Raw genomic sequence first — 25,631 nt, forward strand, 5'->3', positions numbered from 1 at the left:
ATAAGCTCAGGCTATACATTTAAATAATTCATAAAAGAATTAAACCTATCTTCAGTACCATTGTCGGATATGGTACTATTAAATACTGCCTTTACCTGGTAATCATAACGCTCAAAAGAAGCTATAATCCCTGAAAGTTCAGTTTTATTAATTTTCAAAGTAACTTCCAATCTGGTAGAATCTGGAAAGGATTGCACATATGATGAAAGAATCTGAGCATTATCTGCCTCCACAATCTGAGCCATATGCGATAATGAATTGTTTCTGTTACTTATTTCCAGAACAATTATACCCCCATACTCCTTCACTGCAAAGATATTTGAGGTATACTCTAAAAGATTGTTTATCGATATCAGACCTAAATAATTTTTCTTATAATCCAATACAGGCACTACAGAGAGGTGCAACTGATTAAACAATCTTATAATGTCATAAACATGAACATCTTCAAATACAAATGGATTTAATATGGATAGGGACAAGCTACCGATAGCCTGCTCCACATCTCTTACTTCAATTAAGTCGTCCTCTGAAACTAAACCTAGAAATTGAGTTTCGTTAACAATTGGTAAATGATACAATTTGAACTCAGCCATCCTGTCCAAAGATTTCTGAACAGTATCAGAAGTCTTTAGCGGTGGTATTGAATTAGATATGAGTTCAGATGCAAACATTATTTAAGCAAAATTCTATTTAAAAACTTATCCAGATACTCATTAAAAACTTGCGGTCGCTCCATCATTGGTGCATGGCCACATAAATCTACCCAATTCAATTCTGAATTCGGCAAAAGTTGGTGAAATTCTTCTGCAACTTCTGGTGGTGTTACTTTATCTTGCTTACCCCAGATCAAAGAAACAGGAATTGTGATGCGTGCAAGGTCTTTAGACATGTTATGACGAATAGCAGATTTTGCCAACGCGAGAATACGAATTACCCTCGATCGGTCATTAACACTTTTATAAACCTCATCAACCAATTCCTTTGTTGCTGTTGCCGGATCATAGAAAGTAAATTCTACTTTTTCCTTAATGTAATCATAACTTTCTCTTCTTGGGAACGATCCTCCAAATGCATTTTCATATAACCCAGAGCTACCGGTTAACACAAGAGCCTTTACATGTTCCTGATGAGAAACGGTAAACACAAGGCCAACATGGCCACCAAGTGAATTACCTATCAAAACCACTTGTCCTAGTTTTTTGAACTTAATAAATCTATGTATGTATTTAGATAAACTCTTTACCCCGAGTGTAAGTATTGGCAGCTCATAAATGGGCAAAATTGGTACTATGACATGATAATTCTGCTTAAAGTGATCAATCACATCCTCCCAATTGCTTAACTCTCCCATCAAACCATGAAGTAATACCAGGGTCTCACCTTTTCCAGCTTCTACAAATTTAAACCCATCTTCTTCTATTACTTCGTATCTCATATTGAATATTTTGTAAGGTATGCTACTAAGTTAGTAGACTAAAATTAAATTAATGTAATTTTAAAACATTATTTTAAGAAAAAGGCTTAATGTGCTTAATGCAGCACAATTTATGCCAATTGTGATTTTACAATCTCAGCAATTAACTTACCATCGGCTTTACCTGCAAGTTCTTGATTAGCTAAGCCCATCACCTTACCCATTTCCTTTACAGAATTTGCTCCAGAGTCTTTAATGATTTGTGCAATGACAGCTTCAATTTCAGCTCTATCTAGTTGTTTAGGCATAAACTTGCTGATTACTTCAATTTCTTCTTCCTCAACAACACTAAGATCTTCTCTACCCTGTTGTTTGTAAATATCTGCCGACTCCTTACGCTGTTTAATTAGTCTTTGCAAGATCTTAAGTTCAGCCTCTTCGGTAATTTCCTCGGCCGATCCCTTTTCAGTTTTCGCCAATAACAAAGCTGCTTTAATTGCTCTTAAACCTCTAAGCTTTGCCTGGTCTTTAGCCAGCATTGCTTGTTTTATTTCCTGATCTATTGTATTAGCTATCATATGATTTTCTGTTAGTATTCTATTTTCTATTAATTATAGTTCCTGTTGCCTGTGCAGTTGGCATGATCAACATGTCATTTATATTTACATGTGCAGGCCTACTCACTACAAACCATATTGCTTCGGCAATATCATTAGCAATAAGAGGTTCCAATCCGTCATAAACCTTTTTTGCTCTGCCTTCATCTCCTTTAAACCGGACTTTAGAGAATTCTGTTTCAACCATCCCGGGATTTATTGCAGTAACCTTTATGCCATGAGGAAGCAAATCAATTCTCATGCTTTTGTTTAGAGCATCTACGGCATGTTTGGTTGCACAATATACGTTTCCATTAGGATAAACTTCTTTACCCGCTATAGAGCCAATATTTACAATATGACCTGATTTTTGTGCAGTCATCCAGTTAGAAACTATTCTGGTGGTGTACAACAGCCCTTTAACATTGGTATCAATCATCGTATCCCAATCATCAACATTACCTTTATCAATTGGATCAAGCCCCTGACTCAGACCAGCATTGTTAATCAAAACATCTACTTTTTTCCATTGTGACGGTAAAATTTCCAGATGATAGGATAAGTTTTCGTAATCCCTCACATCAGCAACTATCTTTTTAACTTCAATAGCATATTTATCTTCTAAATGCTTAGCTGAATCTATTAATAGTTGTTCTCTTCTGCCGAGTAAAATTAAATTATAACCCTGAGCCGCAAACAAATGCGCACAAGCAGCTCCAATACCTGAAGTTGCTCCTGTAATTAATGCAATTTTTGACATCCCTGATTTTATTGATTATTAAGCAAAGCTATAATTTTTTTGGGAGTCGCATCATTCAAAAAATAAACTGAATGTCACATGTCGCAGCATTAATTTATCAATTGGATAAGAATATCGGTTAAGTTCGGGCTTTAAAACACTATTGAAAGAGTATGACAATTTAATCTCTGGAGACATCTTAAAATACTCGAAGTAGAGGTCAAAACCCAAGCCGGCTTCATATGACAAGAAGTTCCGCTTGTTGTTCACCATTTTTTCGGCTGCATCCGTTATATTCGAGTTATTCGTCTTTTTTTTCGATGAAATATCCATTGAGTATTTAGCGCCACCCAATACGTAAGCCCTAAAATTATTACGCCTATCCGATTTAATCTTTAAGCCCAAAGGAAACTCAACTAATGTAGAGGATATTTTCCGTTCCACATTATCCTTAATCTCACCGTAGTGATAGGTAAGCACCCTATCATTAAACACAAGTATTGGTGTAAACCTTAAATCTGCGTTTTCAAGCAGACGTTTATTTACAACAAAGCCAATCCCAAATCCCGGAGACGAATCTGAAGATATTGCTGTAAGTGATTTTGGCTCGGGGTCACCAGCATCAAGATCAGCTGTGTAAGGCACGCTCCACCCAGGTTTCTTTAAAATCTTATACTCCGATGAAAGATATTGAAATGTAAATCCAAAATGCAGATTGGTGTCATCTACCCCGCCTCCCCAATTTTGGGCTCTGGCCGACAATCCTACTAATAAACATAAAAAAAGTAAGCCTGATTTTATTTTCATTTTATACCGGTATAGATGGCACTAATTCCAAATGTTAAGCGTCGGTCCTTAGTCTTTTTAAACCCTACTTTATCCATTAAACGAATAAAGTCTTCGCCGTCCGGAAATGCAGCAACAGACTCCGGCAAATAACAATAAGCTCTGTTATCCTTAGAGAAAATTTTCCCGAGTGTTGGTGTAACATGTTTAAAGTAAAAATTATACCCTTGTTTAATCGGAAAGTTTCTTGGTTTAGAAAACTCCAGAATTACAATTTTGCCTCCTGGTTTTAAAACCCTGTACATATCTGCAAGACCTTTCTCCAGATTTTCATAATTTCTTACACCAAAGGCAACAGTTATTGCATCAAAATGATCGTCACTAAACTGTAATCCTTCAGAATCACCTGTCTGCACAGAAAAAACATGCTGTAAATTCCTCTCATTAATTTTCTTTCGTGCCACATCAAGCATACCTTCAGAAATATCTACACCAATAATTTTCTCTGGTGCTAAAATTTTTATCGCTTCAAAAGCAAAGTCGCCTGTACCGGTAGCCACATCAAGCATAATGCGTGGTTTAATGGATTTAAGCTCTTTTATTGCCTTTTTACGCCATAAAATATCAATACCTAAGGACATAAAATGATTTAAAAAATCATAAGTTCCAGATATATTATTAAACATGCTGGCAACTTGTTCCTTCTTTGTTGCCGTTTCAGATTGGTATGGTGTGATGTTTTCGTTCATGGTACGCAGCAAAGATAAGTATTGTTGAAAACTAATTTTCTACCTTTGTAAAATGATTATAAAATCAGCAACATTTATTTGTAGTAATACAAAGGTTTCAGCACTGCCTGTTGCCAATATGCCTGAGTATGCATTTATTGGACGTTCTAACGTTGGTAAATCCTCGTTAATTAACATGCTTGTAAATCAGCATGGATTAGCAAAAACCTCGCAAAGACCAGGTAAAACACAGTTAATCAACCACTTTCTGATTAACGAAAAATGGTACATTGTGGATTTACCCGGCTACGGCTATGCCAAAGTATCCAAAAGCAGCCGCGAGAATTGGGAAAAATTCATCCGTAATTACATTACTAAGCGCGAAAGCTTGCAGTGTGTATTTGTTTTAATAGATAGCAGGCTTGAACCTCAAAAGATAGATTTGGAGTTTTGCTGCTGGATGGGTGAAATCCAAATCCCTTTTGCACTCGTATTTACCAAAGCAGATAAACAAGGTGCGGTAAAAACCGATAAAAATGTTTCTGCATTTAAAAAGGCATTAGGTGGGTGGTTTGAAGAAATCCCTCCATGCTTTGTTACTTCAGCAGAAAAAAGTACCGGAAGAGACCAGGTTTTGAGCTTTATAGAAGAGGTAAATCATGACTTCGTAATGCCCATTTTAACCCCACAATAACGATTATTAATGAAAAAGTATTTTTCACTGGTACTATTCGCTCACTCCATTTTTGCTTTACCATTTGCACTGATAGGCTTTTTTCTGGGGGTAACTACTACCTCAAATCCATTTAACTGGCTGTTGCTTGTATTGGTGCTGCTGTGTATGGTTTTTGCCCGTAATGCTGCAATGGCCTTTAACCGATACCTGGATAGAAATATTGACGCAAAAAATCCGCGCACTCAAATGCGCGACATCCCTGCCGGTAAAATATCTGCTAATGAAGCCCTAATATTTGTAATCGTTAACTGCGCTCTTTTTATTGTTACAACAGCATTCATTAATAGTCTTTGCCTTTACCTTTCGCCTGTAGCACTCTTTGTGGTACTATTTTACAGCTATACGAAAAGGTTCACCGCTTTATGCCACATGGTACTGGGATTAGGCCTTTCGCTTGCCCCTATTGGCGCGTACATTGCTGTAACCGGAGTATTTAACATCGTTCCGGTGCTTTATTCTTTCGCCGTATTGTTCTGGGTTAGTGGATTCGACATTATATACGCCCTGCAGGATGAAGATTTTGACAGAAATGAAAAATTACATTCTATCCCTGTAGCCATAGGTATTAAAAATGCCTTAAACCTTTCAATAGTACTACATGTTTTTTCTGCACTATGCGTAATCCTACCTGTAATGTTTACAACATTCAGCTGGGTATATTATGTGGGAGTAGCCTTCTTTTGCTTTATGCTAATTTATCAGCATTTACTTGTAAAGCCTAACGACATTAGTAAAGTAAATAAAGCATTTGCCACCACAAATGGATTTGCCTCTGTAATATTTGCTACCTGTTTTTTAATCGATGCCTTCTTAAGAACCAACTTTAACTTCTAAATATGATTAACCTTACCATACCTAAAAAGAAAAGAATCTATATCCCTCAAGATCTCGAGATGCAATGGGATAATCTTGAGCCAATACTTAGTGAACTTTTGGAGCGTCCTATAGAGAACGTAAATGAATTAGAGCAATGGTTAAAGGATAAAAGTGAATTAGAAGCTGCCTTAGAAGAGGATTTTGCATGGCGATACATTAAAATGAGTTGCGATACTGCAAATGAGACTTTGGTAAAAGAGTTTCAGTATTTTGCTACAGAAATTGAACCTAAAATTTCGCCAATTGCAAACCAGCTTAATCAAAAATTTAACGACAGTCCATTTATTGATGAACTGGATCATGATAAATATTTTGTTTACATCAGGGCAATAAGAAAAGCTTTGGAAATTTATCGCGAAGAAAACGTTGAGCTTTTAACTAAACTTCAGGTAACTCAGCAAAAGTACCAGGCAATTACCGGCGCAATGAGCGTGATTATCAACGAAAAAGAATATACGTTAGAACAAGCTGCCAACTTCATTAAAGATACAGATAGAGCTGTCAGACAACAAGCTTGGGAAACCATACAACAACGTAGATTAGTAGATAAAGACGAATTAAACATTTTGTTTGATGAGCTGATCGTTATGCGTCATCAGGTTGCATTAAATGCAGGTTTTGAGAACTATCGCGACTATATGTTCCAGGCTTTGGGCCGCTTTGATTATACCCCTCAGGATTGCTATCATTTCCACGAGGCTATTGAAAAACAAATCGTACCCATCTTAAAGGAACAAGCAGAGAAACGAGCGGAACTGCTTGGAATTGACACCTTGAAACCATGGGACATGGATGTGAGCACTACAGGTAAAGCTGCGCTGAAACCATTTAAAGATGGAAAAGATTTAGTCGACAAAAGCATTGACTGTTTTAATGCCATAGACCCTAAATTGGGTCAAATGCTTTCTATAATGAAGGCAAATAGCCTTTTTGATGTGGAAAGCAGAAAAGGGAAAGCACCTGGTGGTTACAACTACCCTCTTGCAGAAACGGGAGCTCCTTTTATTTTCATGAACTCGGCCAATTCATTAAGAGACTTAACTACTATGGTTCACGAAGGTGGCCATGCAATACATACCTTCCTTACTGCGAATCTGGAATTAAATGATTTTAAGCATTGTCCTTCTGAAGTTGCGGAACTTGCATCGATGAGCATGGAACTTATTTCTATGGATAACTGGAACATCTATTTTGATAACGAGGAAGATCTGATCCGTGCCAAAAAAGAACAACTCGCTGATGTACTAAAAACCCTGCCTTGGGTTGCCGTTATAGATCAGTTTCAGCATTGGATTTATACTAATCCGGGCCACAATGCAGCCGACAGAGAAGAAGCTTTTAAACAAATATATACCCGTTTTGGTGGTGGTTTTACCAATTGGGACGGTCTGGAACATGAATTTGGTAATGTTTGGCAAAAACAACTGCATCTTTTTGAAGTTCCTTTCTATTATATTGAATATGCCATTGCACAATTAGGGGCTATTGCAATCTGGAAAAACTACAAAGAAAATCCTGAACAGGCATTACAACAGTATTTTGCAGCATTATCATTGGGATACACCAAACCAATCAATGAAATTTATGAAACGGCCGGTATTAAATTTGATTTCAGCTTAAAATACATCGAAGAATTGGCTTCGTTTGTAAAAGATGAATTACATAAATTAGGTTAAGTTTACAACATTATATTTAAGTTTGAATATCAAAACCCGACCTAAACGCTAGTGTATGTTTGAAAAACTTTTCAGAAAAAAGTCAATAGCCAAAATATTAGAAGATGCTGAAAAAGGCTATGGCGATCATGGAGCCTCGCTTCATAAAACACTTGGTGTACGGGATTTAACGGCTTTTGGTATAGCGGCTATCATCGGAGCAGGTATTTTTAGTACCATTGGAAAAGCCAGTGCTGACGGTGGTCCGGCAGTAATTTTCTTATTTATATTTACTGCTGTAGCCTGTAGTTTTGCCGCATTTGCCTATGCAGAATTTGCCTCAATGGTTCCCGTATCCGGCAGTGCGTATACATATTCTTACGTTGCTTTTGGCGAGTTGGTGGCATGGATTATAGGCTGGTCGCTCATTATGGAATACGCTATTGGTAATATAACTGTAGCCATATCCTGGTCCGACTACTTTACAGGCCTCCTCTCCTCCATACGAATACCTGCATTCAATATAAACGGAATTCACTTGCCCGATTGGATGACTATGGACTATTTAACCGCGTACAACGGTCATAAGCATGCAGAGGCACTTGTAAACGCAGGAAAAAGCTTTGCCAACCTGGATGACGCAACAAGAATAGCAAACAACGCCTGGATAACAGCTCCCAAAATTGGAGATTTTCATATTGTTGCAGATTTACCTGCTTTAGGTATTATCATTTTCATTACCTGGCTGGTATACAGAGGAATGAAAGAATCAAGAAACGCCAGTAATGCAATGGTTATAGTAAAACTTGCTGTGATTTTGCTTGTACTTGCTGTAGGTGTGTTTTATGTTGATACTGCAAACTGGGATCCATTTGCGCCCAATGGTGTATCCGGAGTATTAAAAGGGGTATCAGCAGTTTTCTTTGCTTATATCGGCTTTGATGCTATATCTACCACAGCCGAAGAATGTAAAAACCCTCAAAGGGATTTACCTAGAGGGATGATGTGGGCTATTATCATCTGCACTGTTTTATATGTAGCAATTGCACTTGTGCTTACAGGCATAGTTAACTATAAACTTCTTGCTGTTGGTGATCCGTTGGCATTTGTATTTGATCAGATAGATCTGAAACTAATGAGTGGAATAATAGCGGTTAGTGCTGTATTTGCAATGGCAAGTGTGTTATTGGTATTTCAAATGGGCCAACCAAGAATATGGATGAGCATGAGTCGTGATGGCCTATTGCCTAAATCTTTTTCAAAGATTCATCCTAAATACAAAACCCCTTCCTTTGCTACCATTGTAGTAGGCTTTGTTGTAGCCATACCTTCTCTTTTCATGAACCTTACCATTGTAACAGATCTTTGCTCAATAGGCACATTGTTTGCATTTGTACTGGTGTGCGCGGGGGTGCTTGTGTTGCAAAACAAACCTGACATTCAAAGAGGAAAATTCAGGATACCGTATGTAAATTCTAAATTCATTATCCCCATTTTATTTATTGGGTCATTATTTTTTGGGTTTAGCTTCTATAAAAAAGAAACAACAGCGTTTATATTAAATACGCCAAAAATATATGAGCCGGTAAATTTTATTACCTCCTTAAATGATCAGGAACTAAGTACAATTAAAAAAGAAATAGAGGTGGCTCAAACTAAAGCCAATCTTATTGAGAAGAATACAGATTCGGAGGCATATTTAAATCAGCTATCTGCAGAACAATATGAACAGTTCATCAATAACTCTGAAATCTCTCAGGAAAAGAAATATGAAAGTGGATGGAAATTGTTTAAACATAAAATCCCTATGTGGATTTTCTTCTTTATCTGCCTTGTAATTATCTATTACTGTATCACTAAAAATCTTTCGCTTATTCCTGTTTTAGGCTTAATGAGCTGCCTGTATATGATGTGTGAATTGGGCATTTCTAACTGGATAGGATTTGGCATCTGGCTAATTGTTGGTCTATTTGTTTATTTCCTTTATGGATTTAAACATAGCAAACTGAGACTGGCCGATAGCAATTCGTAAGCTATCGTCATCCTGAATTTATTTCAGGACCTCCCAAGAGAAAGAAAACTTTGCTTGTACGAGATTCCTGACCTCGAAGAAGCTGCGAAGCAAAATAAATTCAGAATAATGAGGATACAAAAGAGCCTTATCAAACTATTTGATTAAGGCTCTTTTTATGATCAAAAAACCTTAATCTGTAGAAAATATTGCCCAACTATATAATATTTTTAAAATAAAAAATAAATTATTAAAAATAATTCCACAATTTGAGAATATATCTCTACATTTATAATAATAAAAAACAAATAGTACTCATAGAGATGAGAACTATTTAAATTGCCCTCCTAATTATCCCTATAATTGTCTGATTGGAAGATCGACAATAGAGGCTCCTCCCCGGAGCCTTTTTTATGATTAAACGGGAAGTCTATTAAGCTCTATATCATCAGGAGTTACAAAGATCAACGGAACTTTTTCTACATCAACATAACTGGAATCAAGCCCAAAACTGCGTTCTTCTGATAAACTTAAACGCTTCAGTACAAAGTAATAATTCATTATTGAACGCTCATAAAAACTCAACTTTGAAAACTTCGATAAATGCTTCTCTAAAAGCACGAATCTAAAATCACCAGCAATCTTGTGCTTGTTTAAAGAAGTATACTGACTTGTAATATCAACCTCACCGTTCTTTACTAATTCCTCAATCACTTTACGATACAAGAGATTAACACTTTGCTCAACCCTAAACCCAAGCTTAAAGTCGATACGAATTAGTTTACCAGGAATCAGAAATTCAACCTTATAATCACGAGTAAATGGCTCATCAACCACATCCACATGAACCAACCAATACACATCTGCGCGCTTAGGTTCCTTCTGTATTATAGAATAAATGATTTTTGATTCTATCTCTGTCTTAAAATTAGCACTCGTAAGATATACCAATTGAGAGGAATACTTTGGAACAGAAATATCACTGCTCAGCTCACTTATGATCTCAAAATAATCTTCAATTTCAACATACTTAACAAACCTGTTTTTAATTTTCCTCGCAACATACCAACACCACATTACAGTAAATAAAGCAGAACCGATCATAACAGTTACCCAACCACCATGAAAAAACTTAGCCATATTTCCAACAAGGAACGTAAGCTCAAGCAAAACATAGATCAACAAGAAAACTGCAATCACATATATCGGAACCTTTTTGCGCTTCATATAAGCTGCAATTAATATCGTTGTAGATAGAAAAGTTAGGTTTATAGCCAAACCATAAGCCCCCTCCATTGCCCCTGAGTTTTTGAATATAAGCACAATACCTATACAACCTGCCCAAAGTATCCAGTTTATCGATGGCACATAAATCTGTCCTTTTTGATTGCTGGGGTAATTGATCCGAACCTTTGGCCAAAGATTTAACCTCACAGCTTCAGATATTAATGTAAATGAGCCGGTAATCATCGCCTGACTGGCAATTACAGCCGCGCAAGTCGCCAAAGCAACCATAAACAACAGATACTCTGCAGGAACTATTTCAAAAAACGGATTCAAACTGGTATTGTATTTACCATGCTGCAATACCCAAACACCTTGCCCGAGGTAGTTAAGAATCAACATAGTCTTTACAAAAACCCAACTTACTCTAATGTTCTTTCTACCACAATGCCCCATATCAGAATATAGCGCTTCAGCTCCTGTTGTACATAAAAACACACCTCCTAATATCAAAAGAGCCATTGGATTATTTACCAGAAGATTAAAGGCATAATACGGATTTAAAGCCCTAAAAATGCTTAGATCCTGTACTACAAACAGCAAACCCAATACCCCTAGTATGCCAAACCATAGGAACATTACGGGTCCAAATAACTTCCCAACCAAATCAGTCCCGAATTGCTGTATTACAAATAATGCAGTAATAATTGCCAAAACTATCGGAATCACCGATACATTAGGAAACTTTAATTGCAAACCTTCAATTGCAGACGTAACTGTAATACTAGGAGTAATAATACCATCAGCAAGCAGTGCACAACCTCCAATTATCGCTGGCAATACCAGCCACTTTGCATTTTTACGAACGAGAGAATACAATGAAAAAATTCCTCCTTCACCTTTATTGTCTGCTTTCAAAGTAACCACAACATACTTCAGTGTGGTCTGCAAAGTCAAGGTCCAGATAATACAAGAAAGGGAACCAAGTACCAGATCTACATCTATTGATTGCCCACCATTAACTACAGAATTAAAAATGGCTTTGAGGGTGTAAAGTGGTGAAGTTCCAATATCCCCATACACAATTCCTAAACTTACCAGTAATCCTCCGGCTGTGAGGGCGCTTAAATTCTTTTGACTAGACACTTATTTAATTTTAATTTGGTGGGTAAAATTACAGTAATTCCTATCTATATGCACAGTTTTCAGGCTTTTTTTAATCCCATTAGGTAGTTCTAACATTGTTATTCAGGATTCGGTAAACGTTAATACTTGTTAAATATTGTTAAATAATTTTTTATTGAACAAAATGATTGATTTTTTTGTTTTATTATTTATATTTTTGGCAGTACCAAACATGAGCACGAAACACAGAATAGCGCTTCTCTTTAATATTTCTTGCATAATTTGCCTGAGTGTTTTTGGCAGCGTTAATGTTTTTGCCCAAAGATCCGACAGTACATCCAGTGGGATCAGAACAAAAAGAATTAACAAAACACCTCAAATCAAGGTCAACATACCAACTTATAAGCCTAAATACAACTTAGGATTTATACAGTATAATGATGTGATCTCTAATGCTAAAGTTGCTCCTGCTACCCAAACTAAACAAGAGAAAATCCTTTCTGTTTTAAAAGTTTATCCTAATCCTGTTGACGACCAGGTAAATTTGATGCTAAGACTAGATCGTGAATCAAATCTTTCTGTGAAGATTATGGACTTATTAGGCAATGAGGTAGTGACTCTTTCAAATGAACGTATTTCGGCCGGTGAACAAACCAAAAGCTACACCATTCCAAACCGTTTAAATCCTGGCATCTATTTTCTAAAAATTGTAGCAGGCTCTGAAACAGTAGTTAAACGTATTTCAGTTTTATAAGCTTAATCGATCTTCCTAATTGTTTCATCTGCGCAGAATGCATAATTTAGCAGCAGGTTAGTTTTATTCACAAAACATCATACAAATGAAGATAATCGCAATTGGACGCAATTACGCTGCGCATGTTAAAGAGCTTAATAATCCGATACCCCAAAGTCCTGTTATATTTCTAAAACCGGATACAGCTGTTTTAAAGGACAACAAACCCTTCTACATACCCGAATTTTCGTCAGACATCCATTATGAACTTGAAGTTGTTCTAAAAATCTGTAAAGAAGGAAAGCATATTTCCGAGAAATTTGCGCCCAACTATTACGAAGAAATGGGATTGGGGATAGATTTCACAGCCAGAGACATACAAACCCTACATAAAGAAAAGGGCCTTCCCTGGGAACTGGCGAAAGCTTTCGATAACTCTGCTGTCATTAGCACCTTTGTTCCGAAATCCCAATTCAAAGACGTCTACAACCTCGAGTTTGAGTTAAAGATCAACAATGAGAACAGACAGACAGGCAATACTAAAGATATGCTGTTCCCGTTTGAAAGAATAATCTCCTTCGTATCTCAATACATCACTTTAAAAAAGGGCGACCTTATTTTTACGGGTACCCCAGAAGGCGTAGGAAAAGTAAACCCCGGAGATAAATTGGAGGCTTGGTTATCAGGTCAGCAACTACTTAATTTCGATATAAAATAGCATTAATGATTAAACTGAACTTAACACTAATACTTATTACACTCTCAGTAGTATGCTCTAACGCTCAGCAGGTATTTAGTGGCAACAAATATCCACTTGTCGATTTCAGAGCGCCTCTTGACATTACGCCACCTGCTCTGGCTGGTTCATTTGGAGAACTAAGGGCAAACCATTTTCACTCTGGCATGGACTACAGAACTAATCAACGTGAAGGCTATCCTGTATATGCAATTGCTGATGGTTATATTTCACGCCTTCGAGTGCAAAATAGCGGTTTTGGTCTTGCACTTTATATAAACCACCCTAATGGCTACACTTCTGTTTACGGACATTTACAACGCTTTAGCCCCAAAATTGCCCAGCAAGTAAAAACCATTCAATATCAAAAGAAAAGTTATGAGATTGACTCATTTCCAAGCCCTACATTGATCCCGGTACGTAAAGGTGACATAATTGCCTATTCAGGCAACACGGGAAGCTCCGGAGGACCGCATCTTCATTTTGAGATCAGAGATTCTAAAACAGAGGCAACCATCAATCCGCAGCTATTTGGGCTAGAGATCCCTGATGACATCCCTCCTGTACTTTATTCGATGTACGTGTATCGCTTAAACAAAAAGCCTTTTAACGAGTTTACGCCTAAACAATATTTTCAAATCACAGGTAGCCCCGGAAACTACCACCTTAATAACATAAGTACCATCAATTTAAGTGGTGAGGTGGGATTTGGCATTGTTGCTACAGATAAACACAATGGTGCATCGGGAACAAATGGCGTTTACTCCATTCAGCTTGAGGTAGATGGGAAACCTGTATATACCTCAGCTCTGGAGAAATTTCAGTTTGAAAATAGTAAAGCCATCAATTCTCATATAGATTACCCGACTTACCTAAACACAAAGAGAAGTATACAAAAAAGTTTTGTAGATCCGGGTAATCCCTTAACTATCTATAGTAATCTAATTAACAACGGCAGGATAGAGTTTACAGACGGCAAACTACATCAGTTAAAATATATTGTATCAGATGCAACCGGAAATAAAAGCACATTATCGTTCAATGTTCAGGCAGATGATAAAGCCATAATTAATACACCTGAATCAACCACAAGCACCACATACTCCTATGCAACTGTCAATGAGTTTAACAATGCAGAAGTAAAAGTAATACTTCCAAAAGGCACTCTATATAACGATCTTAATTTTACTTATAAAATGTTGCCAAAGCCATTATCAAATGCTTTCTCTAATGTACATCAGATTCACAACCCATTAACACCGTTGCATGTAGGATTTGAATTATGGATAAAAGCGGACAGCTCGCTTAATAAGTATAAAGAAAAGGCACTTATTGTAAGTACGTCAAGATCATCACAAGGCGGATATTTCGAAAATGGCTATGTAAAGGCTAAGCCACGCACCTTTGGCAGCTACTTTATAGCTATAGATACAGTTCCTCCAAGCATTGCTCCAGTAAATATATCTGCAGGAAAAAGCATGGTCGGGATAAGCAAGATGTCATTTAAGATGAGGGATAACCTATCGGGCATTAAAAATTTTAATGGCTATATTGATGGAAAGTGGGTATTGATGGAATTTGACACCAAAACCGCTTCCCTATGGCATACATTTGACGACAGCACCGGCCCTGGAAAACATACGCTGGAGGTAATTGTTTCAGATATGAAAGATAACATCAAAAACTATTCAATTTCTTTTTATAAATAGCATTATGAGTGAATTAAAAGAAGGCCAAAAGGCCCCTGATTTTACCAGTAAGGATCAAGATGGCAACAATGTATCGCTATCACAGTTTGCAGGAAAAAAAGTTGTTTTATACTTTTATCCAAAAGATGATACCCCTGGTTGTACTGCAGAAGCATGTGATTTTAGAGATAACTATCAGGGCTTAACAGCAAAGGGAATTGTGGTTCTAGGAGTAAGTGTTGATGATGAAAAATCTCACAAAAAATTCGTCACCAAACATAGCTTGCCATTTACTCTAATTGCTGATCCTGACAAGAAAATTGTTGAAGCTTATGGCGTATGGGGCGAGAAAAACATGTACGGTAAAAAATATATGGGAACCAACAGAACTACATTCCTTGTTGATGAAAATGGTGTAATTTCTCATATCATCAAAAAAGTTGACACCAAAAATTCTACTGCACAGGTTTTAGAATTACTTTAAGCATTACTTGAGCGCATACCCAGCAACATTAAACCGTTGATTTGGGTATGTCCTCAGCGTAATTTTCAGCCTCATTGTCAGAGCGGTTTTTCTTAACAAGAGACTGTATTTTCGCATTAAGGTCTTCAGGCTTGAAAGGTTTAGAAACATAATCATTCATACCGATCGCCATACACTTCTCTAATTCTCCCTGTATTGTATGTGCCGTCATTGCTACTATTGGAATATCGGCTTTACCCGCATTCATACGACGAATAAATTTTGTTGCTTCATACCCATCCATTTCAGGCATTTGTAAGTCCATCAAAATAATATCGAAATCTTCATCCTTATATTTCTCAATCGCAATTTTTCCATTTTGAGATATTACTGTTTCGTATCCTCTCTTTTGCAACACCTTAATAACCAAGAGCTGGTTAATAGGATTATCCTCAACAATTAACACCTTAATCCCTTTTCCAGATTCCTCGAGAGCATCATGAACCGCTATATTTTCATAGCCCTTTTGGGCCTCATTTAATTTAACAAAAGGCATCCTAAAATAAAACTCTGATCCGGTTCCCGGAGTACTTTCAAGAAATATTTTGCCATTTTGCAGTTCAACCAACCGCTTCACCATGCTTAGCCCCAAACCTACACCACCAAATTTGCGTGAAGCACTATTAGCAGCCTGTTCAAACAATTCAAATATCTTCTGTTGTTTTTCTTGCGGGATTCCAATTCCAGTGTCCTTAATTCTAAACTCAATAACTACAACATCCTTATTTTCTTCGATTGTATCAGCAGAAATAACAACCTCACCTTTTTCAGTAAATTTTATAGCATTGGAAACTAAGCTTACAAAAATCTGTGAAAGCCTAATAGAATCTCCTATAAAAACCTTTGGAACTCTTTCTGCTATAGAATAATGCAATTCAATCTTCTTAAGCTTAGCATTAGACTCAACATAAAGACAGGCATCCTTAATCACGTCTCTAACCTTAATAGGTTGCTTCATGAAATCCACCTCGCCATTCTTCAGTCCTGAAAAATCAAGAATATCATTAAGTATCCTCATTAAATGATCTGCAGACTTTATAATCATCTCAATTGCTACAAGATGTTCTTTATCTGTTAAAGAGTCTTTTATGTAATTAGCAAAACCTTGAATCCCATTCATCGGAGTCCTTATTTCATGACTCATGTTCACCAAAAATATATGTTTTGCCTTATCAGATGACTCAGCCCGCTCTCTTTCTGTTACCAGCTTAGCTTCTGTAAGTTTGGTTTCAGCCACATTGTGCTCAAGCGTATCTGTCATTTCATTAAACACAGTAGCTACACGTCCTATTTCATCATTGGCAAAAACCTTAACGCGAGTTTCCAGCATACCTTTCTTAACTAATTCGGCGCCCTCAACAATAACATCTAACCCCTTTTTAATGCTTCTGTTTATAGATATCGCTATTACTATACTGGTTGTACCAATAGTTATAGAAAGTGCAAGTACAAGTCTTAAAACTACCCCTTCCAACCATCTTGCGCCCTCGCCTAGCGTATATGAAAAGTCATCCTCTAAAGCAGTGAGCTGAGTATTAAGTCTTTCTATTTCATCTAACAGAAATGAAATTTTCGCCTTATCCTTTATTGGGGCATTAATCAGAGTATGAAGCTGACGCCCAATCCCCATGAGTTCATCTAAAACAGGCTCAGCCTTTTGCCATGCTACAAAAGCTTTATTGAGATAGTAAACCTTACTAAATCTCCTCGTAAGACCTATCATATTATCAATATCATCAGGATGATTTCTACCTTGCAAAAATCCATCCCTCACTACATCTAAATCAGGATTTGGCTTTCCCATTTCCATTCTGGCTATTTTATCACCAAATGGAACCTTCAGAAATTCATTAAAAGCCTTGTAATTTTTTTCATTGTAGGTATAACCATACTCCCTTAAATTTAGAATGGCATCCTTTTGGGCTTTAGACCACAACCCCTCTCCTCCAACGTAAGATCTTACCGCCGATAGTGTAGTAATTGAAAACCATAAAGTACACAACTCTACCATGACCAAAAAAGTTATAATGCCAATGGTAAAATATAACTTCCTGGATATTGATATATTATTGAGCTTCTTTCGTAAGGAAGAAATAAGCATAAATGGAGCTTTTGTTAAAATGCAAAACCCTATTATTTACATTTTTTTAAAAATAATCGTTTTAGCCCAAACAAGACACCTATTCACCTTATTCATTTTGTTCAAAAATCACCTGATTTCAATCGCCCGGAAACAGAGGTAAGCAAAAAAGAGGCTATCTGTTACGATAACCTCTTTTTTTGCATATTTTAGTTGACACTATTTAATCTTATGCCCATAGGCTGCAAAGAACCAGATATATAAATAACATGGCAATACACTAACAAAGAAAGCCAACTGGAAGTGCATACCGGCATAATCTTTAAGGTAACCATAAATCAATGGCCATATAGCTCCTCCAGCAATACCCATAATCATAATAGCAGATCCGGTTTTAGTAAATTTACCTAATCCTTTAATTCCTAGTGGAAAAATGGCAGGCCACATTAACGAATTTGCCAATCCTAAAAGACCCACGAAAATAACCGAAGTATAGCCAGTAGTTACATAAGCCGCGCAAATAAATATAACTCCTAAAATTGCACAGATTTTTAAAGCAGCTTGTTGAGTAATATATTTAGGAATAGTAATGATACCCACTACATAACCCACCAACATACTTGTTAAGGTAAGTGTAGTGAAGTACTTACTAATATCGGCACTGATACCCAATGCTTTTCCATAAACACCAATAATATCACCTGCCATTACCTCAGCAGCTACATAAACAAAGATACAGAAGGCCCCTAAAAACAAGTGTGGAAACTGAAAGATTGAAGTCTTTGTGCTTTTTACCTCTTCTCCATCAACTACCTCTTCTTTATCTACGTCAACTTCAGGTAAGTTAGAGTATTTGATAAACAATGCAAAGGCAGTAAACACAACGGCCAAAGCAATATAAGGTGTATAAACACGTCCCAAAACCTCTGCTAGTAATGCTTCCTTTTCTGCCAAAGTAGTAGCAGCATCATTAATTTTTGCTTCTATACCGGATGCATTTTTAAGAAACAAAGTACCCATGATGATAGGCACAATAATACCTGCAAACTTATTACACAAGCCCATTATACTAATGCGTTTCGCGGCACTTTCAATTGGCCCAATAATACTGATGTATGGGTTTGATGCTGTTTGCAATAATGATAATGCCGCACCCTGAATAAATATCCCGGTTAGGAATAAACCAAAGCTTCTTGAGCTTGCCGCTGGAATAAAAATTAGCGACCCGAAGGCCAAAATAAGTAATCCAATAATGATACCATTCTTAAAGCCCAGTTTCTTTAGTATCCATGATGACGGTAATGCTAAAAAGAAATAAGCAATATACGAAGCAAATGTTACTAAAAAGGCTTCAAAATCAGTTTTCAGACCACAAGCTAGTTTCAGAAAGGGAATTAGGGTACTATTGGCCCATGTTACGAAGCCAAAGATAAAGAACAGCGCCCCAATAGTTACGATAGGCGAAATTACAGGAGATTTTGTTTGGTTGGTCATAATTAAATTCAGGTTTGTTTAGGTTTTATTATTGCTTTTATTGTTTTATCACAAATAAATTAGTTTTACTTTCTAAAAATAGAAAAATATACCACAAGTTACTAACCTGAGGTATTTATTAAACCAAAGTATGCTATTTACAACTAATATTCGCGCATTATTTTTGCGCAAACGTTTGTGTATCCTATCAATTACCCTATTAAAAAAAGAAAATGGACTGGCAGCAAGAATGAGATTCTTACTATTGCCTAGATTGAACTAAAATTCGCCTTCCCTCAACCTTAAACTTAGCAGGCCCGGTTCTTTCAAGTTTATTCAATAGTGAGGCGATGTCACTAAATCTCGAAACCGAACCGGTACATAATTTTTTACCTATATTACTATCTGCATAAACTACATCGACATTATACCAATGTGCAATTTTACGCATAAGAGATTCAAGTGTTTCACCATCAAATACAAAAAAACCTTCTTTCCAAACTATACCTTCATCAGGAGTTTGCCCAAAAATCATACTCATCTTATTACCAATTAATGATTGCTGAGTTGCATTAAGAACCATTGTGGGATTAAAGCTCTTTTCCCTGGCAGTAACATTAGATATTGTTGCAGTTACATCTTTCTTGCCATCGGAAGCAATATCTTTTAAAATCAATGCACTTAGTTTAATATCATTTTTAATCGCACTTTCATTCTTCAAATAAAGAAAAAATCCTATTGAAAGTGTAAGTAAAACAATCACAGCTGCTGCATATTTTAAAGACTCGTAATTCCGCTTCTCTTCAACCTCTGGCTTAGGAGGAATGTAAACATCATCCTCTACCCTGACACGCTCACCATACTTCTCCATAAAGTTTGCAAATGCCGATGAGGCACTGGTAAAACTTCTCATTTCCATTAGTTCACCTTGCCTATAAGCAGGATCTGTAAGCTGATCAAAAAGGATTTTGTTGGATTCGCTTTCTGAGATCCATATATCCAAATCTCTTTCATCAATCGCATTTAGCTCTCCCCTAATCTGTTTACCAATTAGAGTTATTATTTTTTTTGTATGCTCTTGTGATTGCATCCTTTTCGATTGATGCTATTATTACGATATGAATCTCAAATCGTACCAATCAAACAGAAAATATTTTCCTATCTATATCCCATTGCTTGTAAATCAAACAATTCGGCATACCTACCTTTTTTAAAAATCAGTTCTTTGTGACTGCCAATTTCTATCAATTGACCCTTTTCTAGTACAAGTATCCGATCGGCCATGCGTACTGTAGAAAACCGATGAGAAATCAGCACAGCAGATTTCCCTTTTGTTAGTTCAGCAAAACGCTGAAAAACTTCATACTCGGCCCTGGCATCAAGTGCTGCCGTTGGCTCGTCAAGAATCAACAGCTGTGCATCTTTCATATAGGCTCTGGCTAATGCCACTTTCTGCCATTCTCCACCTGAAAGCTCTACCCCCTGTGAAAACCGTTTGCCCAGCATTTGATCATAATGAAGTGGTAATTTTTCTGCGAGCACATCAGCCAGACTTTGCTTGGCTGAAGCCTCTATCAATGTCCTGTTATCCTGTTCCTGTATGTTTCCTACTGCAATGTTCTGTGCAAAGGTCATTTGGTAACGCAGGTAATCCTGAAAGATAATACCAACATTCATCCGCAGCTCATCAAGATCATATTCTTTTAAATCTATACCATCAAGCAATATTCTTCCCTCCGTTGGGTCATAAAGTCTTGCCAATAATTTAACCAGTGTAGTTTTACCGGAACCATTCTCTCCTACCAATGCCAACTTTTCGCCTGGGTGAAGCGTAAAACTTAAGTGTCGGTTTGCCCACCGTTCTGAATGTGCATATTGAAAACCAACATTTTCAAAGGTAAAACCTTGTCTGATTGGATTAGGAAAGGATTTTGCATTGGCCCGCTTTCTAATCTTAGGCTCAATTTCAAAAAACTCAAAGAAATCGCTGAGGTAAATTGCTCCCTGAGAAACTGCAGTAAAACGCAATAACACTCCTTCTATCAGACTCCGCATCTGTCTGAATGAACCAGCCAGAAATGTGAGTTCACCAATAGTGATGTTGCCATTAATAGTTCTATAAATTATATAAACATAGGCCAAATAATACCCTGTACTGCCTAAAAAAGCAAAAAAAGTTCCCCATACAGAACGCTGTAATGACAGTTGTTTGTTCTCATTATAAAATCTTTCTGATAGCGTTCTAAAACGACTTATAATGAAACCCGAAAGGTTAAACACCTTAACTTCCTTTGCCGTTTCATCGCTAGCACCAAGGTAACGAACGTAGTCAAGCTCTCTTCTTTCAGGTGTTCTCTTCCTGGAAAGTGCATAGCTTTGATCATTAAAATAGGACTCTCCCAAAAATGCAGGAAGAATAGTAATGAGCAATACAACAATCAACCATGGATTAAAAGCTATCAGCCCAACAGCCAGAAATCCCATAGTAATCAAGTCCTGAATCTGGCTCATTACCTGCGATAATAATACTGTCCTTCCAACTGTTTGTTGTCTTGCGCGCTCAAGCTTATCATAAAAAACTGAGTCCTCAAATTGATCCAAATCCAAGGTTGCTGCATGTTTCATAATCCTAACGGAAGTATAATTTGAAAACAAATCACCAAGTAAACCGTCCATCAAATTAATGGCTCGACTTAAAACATCGGTTAAAATTGCTAATCCAAATTCCAGAACCACCAATTTCCATAAGTAGTCGTGAGAATGTGATGCGTCAGAACTACTCAACAACACTACCTCATCAATAATATGCTTACCCACCCACAAAATAGCGAGAGGCATAATTGACCTGGCAATCCGCAGCGCAAAATTGCAAACCGTCATCCACTTACTCGTTTGCCATACCAGTTTAAAAAACTCCGGCAGGTTTTTAAACGCAGCAATACGTTCTTTAAAGGTTAAAGATTTTATGTTTGTGTCAGCAAATGCTTTACTAGGATTCAAAAGGCTTTAATTTTGTCCTAAATTAGGAAAAAGACACTTAAAGGTTCTCGTTACATCAGAAAATTCTCATAAAGTTTAAACCCCAAGCCATCCTTTCACTTGTTCTAGATAGCTTTCTCCAATTGGAAGTAAAACATAGCTCAGTTGTATTTTCTTATTCTGAACTGATCTGATACGAGAAACAGGTATAATATAACTCCTGTGAATTCGTCGAAACTGTTGCTCTGGAAGTATCTCCAATATTTTCTTCAACGACATCAATGTTAAAACGGATTTATCATATGCCAAATGGATTTTTACATAATCCTCCATACTTTCAATATACTCTACATCTTTTAGTAGAATCTTGATCATCCTATACTCTGAATGAACATAAATCACAGATTCGTCCTGAAAAGCATGTGCGTTGGCTTTATACTTCTTTAGATCAATGGCCTTATATACAGCTCTCGAAAACCGTTCAAAATCAATTGGCTTCAGTAAATAATCAACGGCTTCCAATTCAAAACCATCAAAAGCAAATTGCTTATGTGCGGTAGTAAATATGATCATTGGTTTTTCTTTAAGCGCCTTTGCGAGTTCTATACCAGAAATATCGGGCATATTAACATCTAGAAAGATCAGGTCAGGATTCTTACGGTCCAGATATTCAATACCGGAAATTGCATCTTCAAAGACCCCTAAAAGCTGTACATCTGGCATGCGGGCCACATAAGAATGAATCAGTTCTAAAGCCAGAGGCTCATCATCGATTGCCACGCATGTTAAAGGCATAATTAGTTTTTAACTTTAAATATAGAGAGATCCACCTTAAAAGTCCCATTTTTATCATCAATGTCTAACAAATACTTATCGGGATACAAATGATCTAGCCTTTGTTTAGTATTCTTAATTCCAACCCCCAGCCGATCATGATCCAGTTTACTCTCGAATATTCTGTTCTCCGATTTAAATAAAATTTTATCTTCAAGTATATTGATGCTAATCACAATAGGAGCTTCCAAATGATTACTTAGTCCGTATTTAAACACATTCTCTATAAAAGTCATTAAAATGAGGGGCGAAATAAAATGTCCAGAAGGATCTCCTGTCACTTCATAACTCAACCTTACTTTTTTACCTAATCTCAGCTTTTGGAGGTCAATAAAATCATTAATACAATTCAGCTCTCCCTGAAGGGAAACATAGTTTGCCTCTGCTTCGTCAGTAACATATCGCATAATATTTGATAACTTCATTATGCTTTCTGCTGCATTTACACTTCCCGTTATACATAAAGTGTAAATATTATTGAGAGTATTGTATAAAAAGTGAGGATTAATCTGTGCCTTTAAAAAAGACAGTTCCGCATTTGCTCTATCGGCCTCTGCAATAATTGCCCTTTTCTCAGTTAGCTGTAATTCTTTAATGGAACTCAAAGCTGCCCCCATCCCCATCACCATAGCAAAAATAAAAAAGCTAAGGATGTCAAACTTAAATGGCCTGTCTTCTGGTGGTGCCGGTCTATGATCCATTCTAAATTCCGCCATGGGAGGCCCCATAATTGGTTTGGGATGAACGGGCCTATCATAGCGCTTCCCCTCTTGCATCATCCTATCAAATGGCTTTATTGTCATTACCATAATTAATAATACCAGCACCGACAATGTATAGATCAAATACTTTTTCTTCACATAAAGCTTTGGAAACAAATAGTATGCATTGATGTAAAAAACAAACATATACACCAACGGATACTGTAAATATACCCAGGACAGCCCCTCTGTCCAATTACTTTGAGCATTACCTCCCTGACTAAAAAACAAGAGGGGAAAACTCATAAACAGCAACCAAGCTACTGCATGGACAATGACGGTTGAAGTTTGAAAACGTATCATATACAAATCAACATCTTTTGGCTTTAATAATAGAAATGTATCGGTGAACCCTTCAATTCTATGGATGAATATAATTAATAAATCTATTCATCGATACAAAAGTCCTCTTTATCGAGACTTCACTGGCTCGATAGCATTTACAATGCAAATTTGTTTTAAATAAGATTAATCAATAAACAGAAATGCCATGGAAAGAAAACAATTTATAAAGAGCCTAATGGTGGGGATAATCTCAACACCTATATTGTGGGAAGCCTGTAAAAAGGATAGTCTGGATGTTGTAAGCAGTGAATCCGTTACAGATTCAGGATCTGGAACCAGCAGCAGCACTTGTTCAGCGGCTCCATCAGAAACAGAGGGACCATTTCCGACAAAAACGCCCTCAAGCTATATTAGAAGTGACATTACTGATGGTCGTAGTGGTTATAAGTTAACCGCCAAAATTACAATTGCAAATTCAAATAGCGACTGCACTCCTATTACCGGGGCAATGGTTGATATTTGGCATTGTGATGCCGAAGGAAACTATTCTGAATATGGTGGTTCTGGGATGCAATCATCCAATTACCAATCTGTTCACTTTTTAAGAGGCAGACAGATTACTGACGAAAGTGGCTTGGTAACCTTTACAAGTATTTTTCCTGGGTGGTATAATGGTCGCGCCACACACATACATGTCCACGTTTACAATGCAGCGGGTAATTCATTAAAAGTTACGCAAATTGCTTTTCCTGAAGGATCAGGTACTGCGGTAGCAATAGTTAACGGATACAAAAAAGGAATGTCGGGATATACATACAATGCGCAGGACAATGTATTTAGTGATGACAAAACCAATTCAGAAGTCGCAAATGTTACAGGTAGCATTGCCGACGGATTTAACCTTACAATGAAAATTAACGTACCAGCATAAGTTTATGAATCCAGGAAAGATCTTTTTAAATGAACAGCGTGGCATCGAAGAATCAAGTACATCTAAAACCACAATGACGTTTAATAGTAATAGTTACTATGATGAGCATAAACAACCAATTAGAAATCTGACTGCGCTGAACGATGAATTACTTGTACCTCGCGGCAAACTTGAAGTCTCTGTTAAAGAGGCTTCACATTTACTAATCTTACCGATAACAGGTGATCTGTTTTATCAAGGTACAAGTAATGACGAAACTGAAGTTAACATTGGTGAAGTTAAAATTTGTAGCTTCATAGCCGACAGTAGATTTACTATCCATAACCCGTATGACTCTGATATCATTAATTTCCTACAGATCTGGATCAAAGACGATTCTATTTCCCAAAACGAAATACCAAAGCCAATACGTTTCGATATAAATAAAAACATTAATCAAATAGCAAACATCATAAATAAAGGCACTCTGCAACACTCTCCATTCCCTTTCAAGGTAGGTATTGGCCAGTTTGGTGGCCGCTCAGAAACGGCTTACAACTTACAAAACAAAAACAGCACTTTCTTTGCATTCATTATAGCTGGAGCTTTTGAAATTAATGGGAGATTAATGCATCCTAGAGACGGGTTGGCACTTTGGGATGTCGATTCTATTGAGATAGAGGCTTTGAGTAATGAAGCGACACTTCTTTGTTTAGAATTAATTAGCTAAATGGCA

General features: G+C 36.9%; 23 protein-coding genes. 10 read left to right on the forward strand and 13 right to left on the reverse strand.

The window, feature by feature from the left end; all coding sequences use genetic code 11:
* Positions 1-11: 11 nt before the first annotated feature.
* From HQN83_RS13725 to ubiE, 6 genes are all read right to left on the reverse strand, one after another.
* On the reverse strand, positions 12-674 hold the full coding sequence (locus HQN83_RS13725; protein WP_173090927.1) for a CBS domain-containing protein: 663 nt from the start codon (positions 672-674) through the stop codon (positions 12-14).
* Complete coding sequence (locus HQN83_RS13730; RefSeq protein ID WP_173090928.1) at positions 674-1,438, reverse strand: alpha/beta fold hydrolase; 765 nt, start codon at positions 1,436-1,438, stop codon at positions 674-676. The genes HQN83_RS13725 and HQN83_RS13730 overlap by 1 nt, the downstream gene beginning before the upstream one ends.
* Before the next feature lie 110 nt (positions 1,439-1,548).
* Positions 1,549-1,995: a GatB/YqeY domain-containing protein gene (locus HQN83_RS13735; RefSeq protein WP_173090929.1), complete on the reverse strand. Its 447-nt coding sequence runs from the start codon at positions 1,993-1,995 to the stop codon at positions 1,549-1,551.
* A gap of 19 nt (positions 1,996-2,014) precedes the next feature.
* On the reverse strand, positions 2,015-2,773 hold the full coding sequence (locus HQN83_RS13740; protein ID WP_173090930.1) for an SDR family NAD(P)-dependent oxidoreductase: 759 nt from the start codon (positions 2,771-2,773) through the stop codon (positions 2,015-2,017).
* 51 nt (positions 2,774-2,824) lie between these two features.
* Positions 2,825-3,559 carry a type IX secretion/gliding motility protein PorT/SprT gene (gene porT, locus HQN83_RS13745; protein ID WP_173090931.1) on the reverse strand — a complete coding sequence of 245 codons (735 nt, stop codon included), beginning with the start codon at positions 3,557-3,559 and terminating at the stop codon, positions 2,825-2,827.
* Positions 3,556-4,287 carry a bifunctional demethylmenaquinone methyltransferase/2-methoxy-6-polyprenyl-1,4-benzoquinol methylase UbiE gene (ubiE, locus tag HQN83_RS13750; protein WP_173090932.1) on the reverse strand — a complete coding sequence of 244 codons (732 nt, stop codon included), beginning with the start codon at positions 4,285-4,287 and terminating at the stop codon, positions 3,556-3,558. Before ubiE ends, porT begins: the two co-directional genes overlap by 4 nt.
* Before the next feature lie 52 nt (positions 4,288-4,339).
* On the opposite strand from ubiE, the gene yihA reads away from it, so the two are divergent.
* From yihA to HQN83_RS13770, 4 genes are read left to right on the forward strand one after another with little or no spacing between them, the layout of a single operon-like run.
* Entirely contained in the window at positions 4,340-4,960 is a 621-nt protein-coding gene (gene yihA / locus HQN83_RS13755) for a ribosome biogenesis GTP-binding protein YihA/YsxC (protein WP_173090933.1), read from the forward strand.
* 9 nt (positions 4,961-4,969) lie between these two features.
* Positions 4,970-5,836 (forward strand): UbiA-like polyprenyltransferase, encoded by an 867-nt coding sequence (locus HQN83_RS13760; protein ID WP_173090934.1) that lies wholly within the window; start codon positions 4,970-4,972, stop codon positions 5,834-5,836.
* A gap of 2 nt (positions 5,837-5,838) precedes the next feature.
* Positions 5,839-7,554 (forward strand): M3 family oligoendopeptidase, encoded by a 1,716-nt coding sequence (locus HQN83_RS13765; protein WP_173090935.1) that lies wholly within the window; start codon positions 5,839-5,841, stop codon positions 7,552-7,554.
* Positions 7,555-7,609: 55 nt separating this feature from the next.
* Positions 7,610-9,565, forward strand: coding sequence for an amino acid permease (locus HQN83_RS13770; RefSeq protein ID WP_173090936.1), 1,956 nt, complete (start codon positions 7,610-7,612; stop codon positions 9,563-9,565).
* A 396-nt stretch (positions 9,566-9,961) separates the two neighbouring features.
* Here the strand turns inward: HQN83_RS13770 and HQN83_RS13775 are convergent, their stop codons facing one another.
* Positions 9,962-11,914 carry a KUP/HAK/KT family potassium transporter gene (locus tag HQN83_RS13775; RefSeq protein ID WP_173090937.1) on the reverse strand — a complete coding sequence of 651 codons (1,953 nt, stop codon included), beginning with the start codon at positions 11,912-11,914 and terminating at the stop codon, positions 9,962-9,964.
* Positions 11,915-12,125: 211 nt separating this feature from the next.
* Here HQN83_RS13775 and HQN83_RS13780 point away from each other — a divergent pair, with 211 nt between their 5' ends.
* The 4 genes from HQN83_RS13780 to bcp all read left to right on the forward strand — a co-directional run bounded on the left by HQN83_RS13780 (position 12,126) and on the right by bcp (position 15,534).
* Positions 12,126-12,647, forward strand: coding sequence for a T9SS type A sorting domain-containing protein (locus HQN83_RS13780; protein WP_246254509.1), 522 nt, complete (start codon positions 12,126-12,128; stop codon positions 12,645-12,647).
* An 85-nt stretch (positions 12,648-12,732) separates the two neighbouring features.
* Entirely contained in the window at positions 12,733-13,344 is a 612-nt protein-coding gene (locus HQN83_RS13785; protein ID WP_173090938.1) for a fumarylacetoacetate hydrolase family protein, read from the forward strand.
* A 5-nt stretch (positions 13,345-13,349) separates the two neighbouring features.
* A complete protein-coding gene (locus HQN83_RS13790) occupies positions 13,350-15,071 on the forward strand; it encodes a M23 family metallopeptidase (protein ID WP_173090939.1) in 1,722 nt (573 codons plus the stop codon).
* A 4-nt stretch (positions 15,072-15,075) separates the two neighbouring features.
* Positions 15,076-15,534: a thioredoxin-dependent thiol peroxidase gene (bcp, locus tag HQN83_RS13795; protein WP_173090940.1), complete on the forward strand. Its 459-nt coding sequence runs from the start codon at positions 15,076-15,078 to the stop codon at positions 15,532-15,534.
* A 28-nt stretch (positions 15,535-15,562) separates the two neighbouring features.
* Here the strand turns inward: bcp and HQN83_RS13800 are convergent, their stop codons facing one another.
* The 6 genes from HQN83_RS13800 to HQN83_RS13825 all read right to left on the reverse strand — a co-directional run bounded on the left by HQN83_RS13800 (position 15,563) and on the right by HQN83_RS13825 (position 24,003).
* Entirely contained in the window at positions 15,563-17,584 is a 2,022-nt protein-coding gene (locus HQN83_RS13800; RefSeq protein WP_173090941.1) for a response regulator, read from the reverse strand.
* Between the two features lie 288 nt (positions 17,585-17,872).
* Entirely contained in the window at positions 17,873-19,147 is a 1,275-nt protein-coding gene (locus HQN83_RS13805) for a sugar MFS transporter (protein ID WP_173090942.1), read from the reverse strand.
* A 241-nt stretch (positions 19,148-19,388) separates the two neighbouring features.
* Complete coding sequence (locus HQN83_RS13810) at positions 19,389-20,216, reverse strand: DUF4974 domain-containing protein (protein ID WP_173090943.1); 828 nt, start codon at positions 20,214-20,216, stop codon at positions 19,389-19,391.
* Between the two features lie 68 nt (positions 20,217-20,284).
* Positions 20,285-22,126: an ABC transporter ATP-binding protein gene (locus tag HQN83_RS13815; protein ID WP_173090944.1), complete on the reverse strand. Its 1,842-nt coding sequence runs from the start codon at positions 22,124-22,126 to the stop codon at positions 20,285-20,287.
* A gap of 75 nt (positions 22,127-22,201) precedes the next feature.
* Entirely contained in the window at positions 22,202-22,900 is a 699-nt protein-coding gene (locus tag HQN83_RS13820) for a LytR/AlgR family response regulator transcription factor (RefSeq protein WP_173090945.1), read from the reverse strand.
* Positions 22,901-22,902: 2 nt separating this feature from the next.
* Positions 22,903-24,003 (reverse strand): sensor histidine kinase, encoded by a 1,101-nt coding sequence (locus HQN83_RS13825; RefSeq protein WP_173090946.1) that lies wholly within the window; start codon positions 24,001-24,003, stop codon positions 22,903-22,905.
* A 187-nt stretch (positions 24,004-24,190) separates the two neighbouring features.
* On the opposite strand from HQN83_RS13825, the gene HQN83_RS13830 reads away from it, so the two are divergent.
* A complete protein-coding gene (locus tag HQN83_RS13830; protein ID WP_173090947.1) occupies positions 24,191-24,916 on the forward strand; it encodes a dioxygenase family protein in 726 nt (241 codons plus the stop codon).
* Positions 24,917-24,920: 4 nt separating this feature from the next.
* A complete protein-coding gene (locus HQN83_RS13835; RefSeq protein ID WP_173090948.1) occupies positions 24,921-25,625 on the forward strand; it encodes a pirin family protein in 705 nt (234 codons plus the stop codon).
* The last annotated feature ends 6 nt before the right edge of the window (positions 25,626-25,631 follow it).

Source organism: Pedobacter foliorum (assembly GCF_013266735.1).
Taxonomy (GTDB): domain Bacteria; phylum Bacteroidota; class Bacteroidia; order Sphingobacteriales; family Sphingobacteriaceae; genus Pedobacter; species Pedobacter foliorum.

Excerpts from the sequence above, each read along its gene's own strand:
- HQN83_RS13735 (WP_173090929.1), bottom strand. The coding sequence starts at position 1,995 with ATGATAGCTAATACAATAGATCAGGAAATAAAACAAGCAATGCTGGCT.
- HQN83_RS13805 (WP_173090942.1), bottom strand. The coding sequence starts at position 19,147 with ATGACCAACCAAACAAAATCTCCTGTAATTTCGCCTATCGTAACTATT.
- HQN83_RS13770 (WP_173090936.1), top strand. The coding sequence starts at position 7,610 with ATGTTTGAAAAACTTTTCAGAAAAAAGTCAATAGCCAAAATATTAGAA.
- yihA (WP_173090933.1), top strand. The coding sequence starts at position 4,340 with ATGATTATAAAATCAGCAACATTTATTTGTAGTAATACAAAGGTTTCA.
- HQN83_RS13740 (WP_173090930.1), bottom strand. The coding sequence starts at position 2,773 with ATGTCAAAAATTGCATTAATTACAGGAGCAACTTCAGGTATTGGAGCT.
- bcp (WP_173090940.1), top strand. The coding sequence starts at position 15,076 with ATGAGTGAATTAAAAGAAGGCCAAAAGGCCCCTGATTTTACCAGTAAG.
- HQN83_RS13760 (WP_173090934.1), top strand. The coding sequence starts at position 4,970 with ATGAAAAAGTATTTTTCACTGGTACTATTCGCTCACTCCATTTTTGCT.
- porT (WP_173090931.1), bottom strand. The coding sequence starts at position 3,559 with ATGAAAATAAAATCAGGCTTACTTTTTTTATGTTTATTAGTAGGATTG.
- HQN83_RS13800 (WP_173090941.1), bottom strand. The coding sequence starts at position 17,584 with ATGGTAGAGTTGTGTACTTTATGGTTTTCAATTACTACACTATCGGCG.
- HQN83_RS13780 (WP_246254509.1), top strand. The coding sequence starts at position 12,126 with ATGAGCACGAAACACAGAATAGCGCTTCTCTTTAATATTTCTTGCATA.
- HQN83_RS13765 (WP_173090935.1), top strand. The coding sequence starts at position 5,839 with ATGATTAACCTTACCATACCTAAAAAGAAAAGAATCTATATCCCTCAA.
- HQN83_RS13785 (WP_173090938.1), top strand. The coding sequence starts at position 12,733 with ATGAAGATAATCGCAATTGGACGCAATTACGCTGCGCATGTTAAAGAG.
- HQN83_RS13725 (WP_173090927.1), bottom strand. The coding sequence starts at position 674 with ATGTTTGCATCTGAACTCATATCTAATTCAATACCACCGCTAAAGACT.
- HQN83_RS13810 (WP_173090943.1), bottom strand. The coding sequence starts at position 20,216 with ATGCAATCACAAGAGCATACAAAAAAAATAATAACTCTAATTGGTAAA.
- HQN83_RS13820 (WP_173090945.1), bottom strand. The coding sequence starts at position 22,900 with ATGCCTTTAACATGCGTGGCAATCGATGATGAGCCTCTGGCTTTAGAA.
- HQN83_RS13830 (WP_173090947.1), top strand. The coding sequence starts at position 24,191 with ATGGAAAGAAAACAATTTATAAAGAGCCTAATGGTGGGGATAATCTCA.
- HQN83_RS13835 (WP_173090948.1), top strand. The coding sequence starts at position 24,921 with ATGAATCCAGGAAAGATCTTTTTAAATGAACAGCGTGGCATCGAAGAA.
- HQN83_RS13790 (WP_173090939.1), top strand. The coding sequence starts at position 13,350 with ATGATTAAACTGAACTTAACACTAATACTTATTACACTCTCAGTAGTA.
- HQN83_RS13730 (WP_173090928.1), bottom strand. The coding sequence starts at position 1,438 with ATGAGATACGAAGTAATAGAAGAAGATGGGTTTAAATTTGTAGAAGCT.
- HQN83_RS13825 (WP_173090946.1), bottom strand. The coding sequence starts at position 24,003 with ATGATACGTTTTCAAACTTCAACCGTCATTGTCCATGCAGTAGCTTGG.
- ubiE (WP_173090932.1), bottom strand. The coding sequence starts at position 4,287 with ATGAACGAAAACATCACACCATACCAATCTGAAACGGCAACAAAGAAG.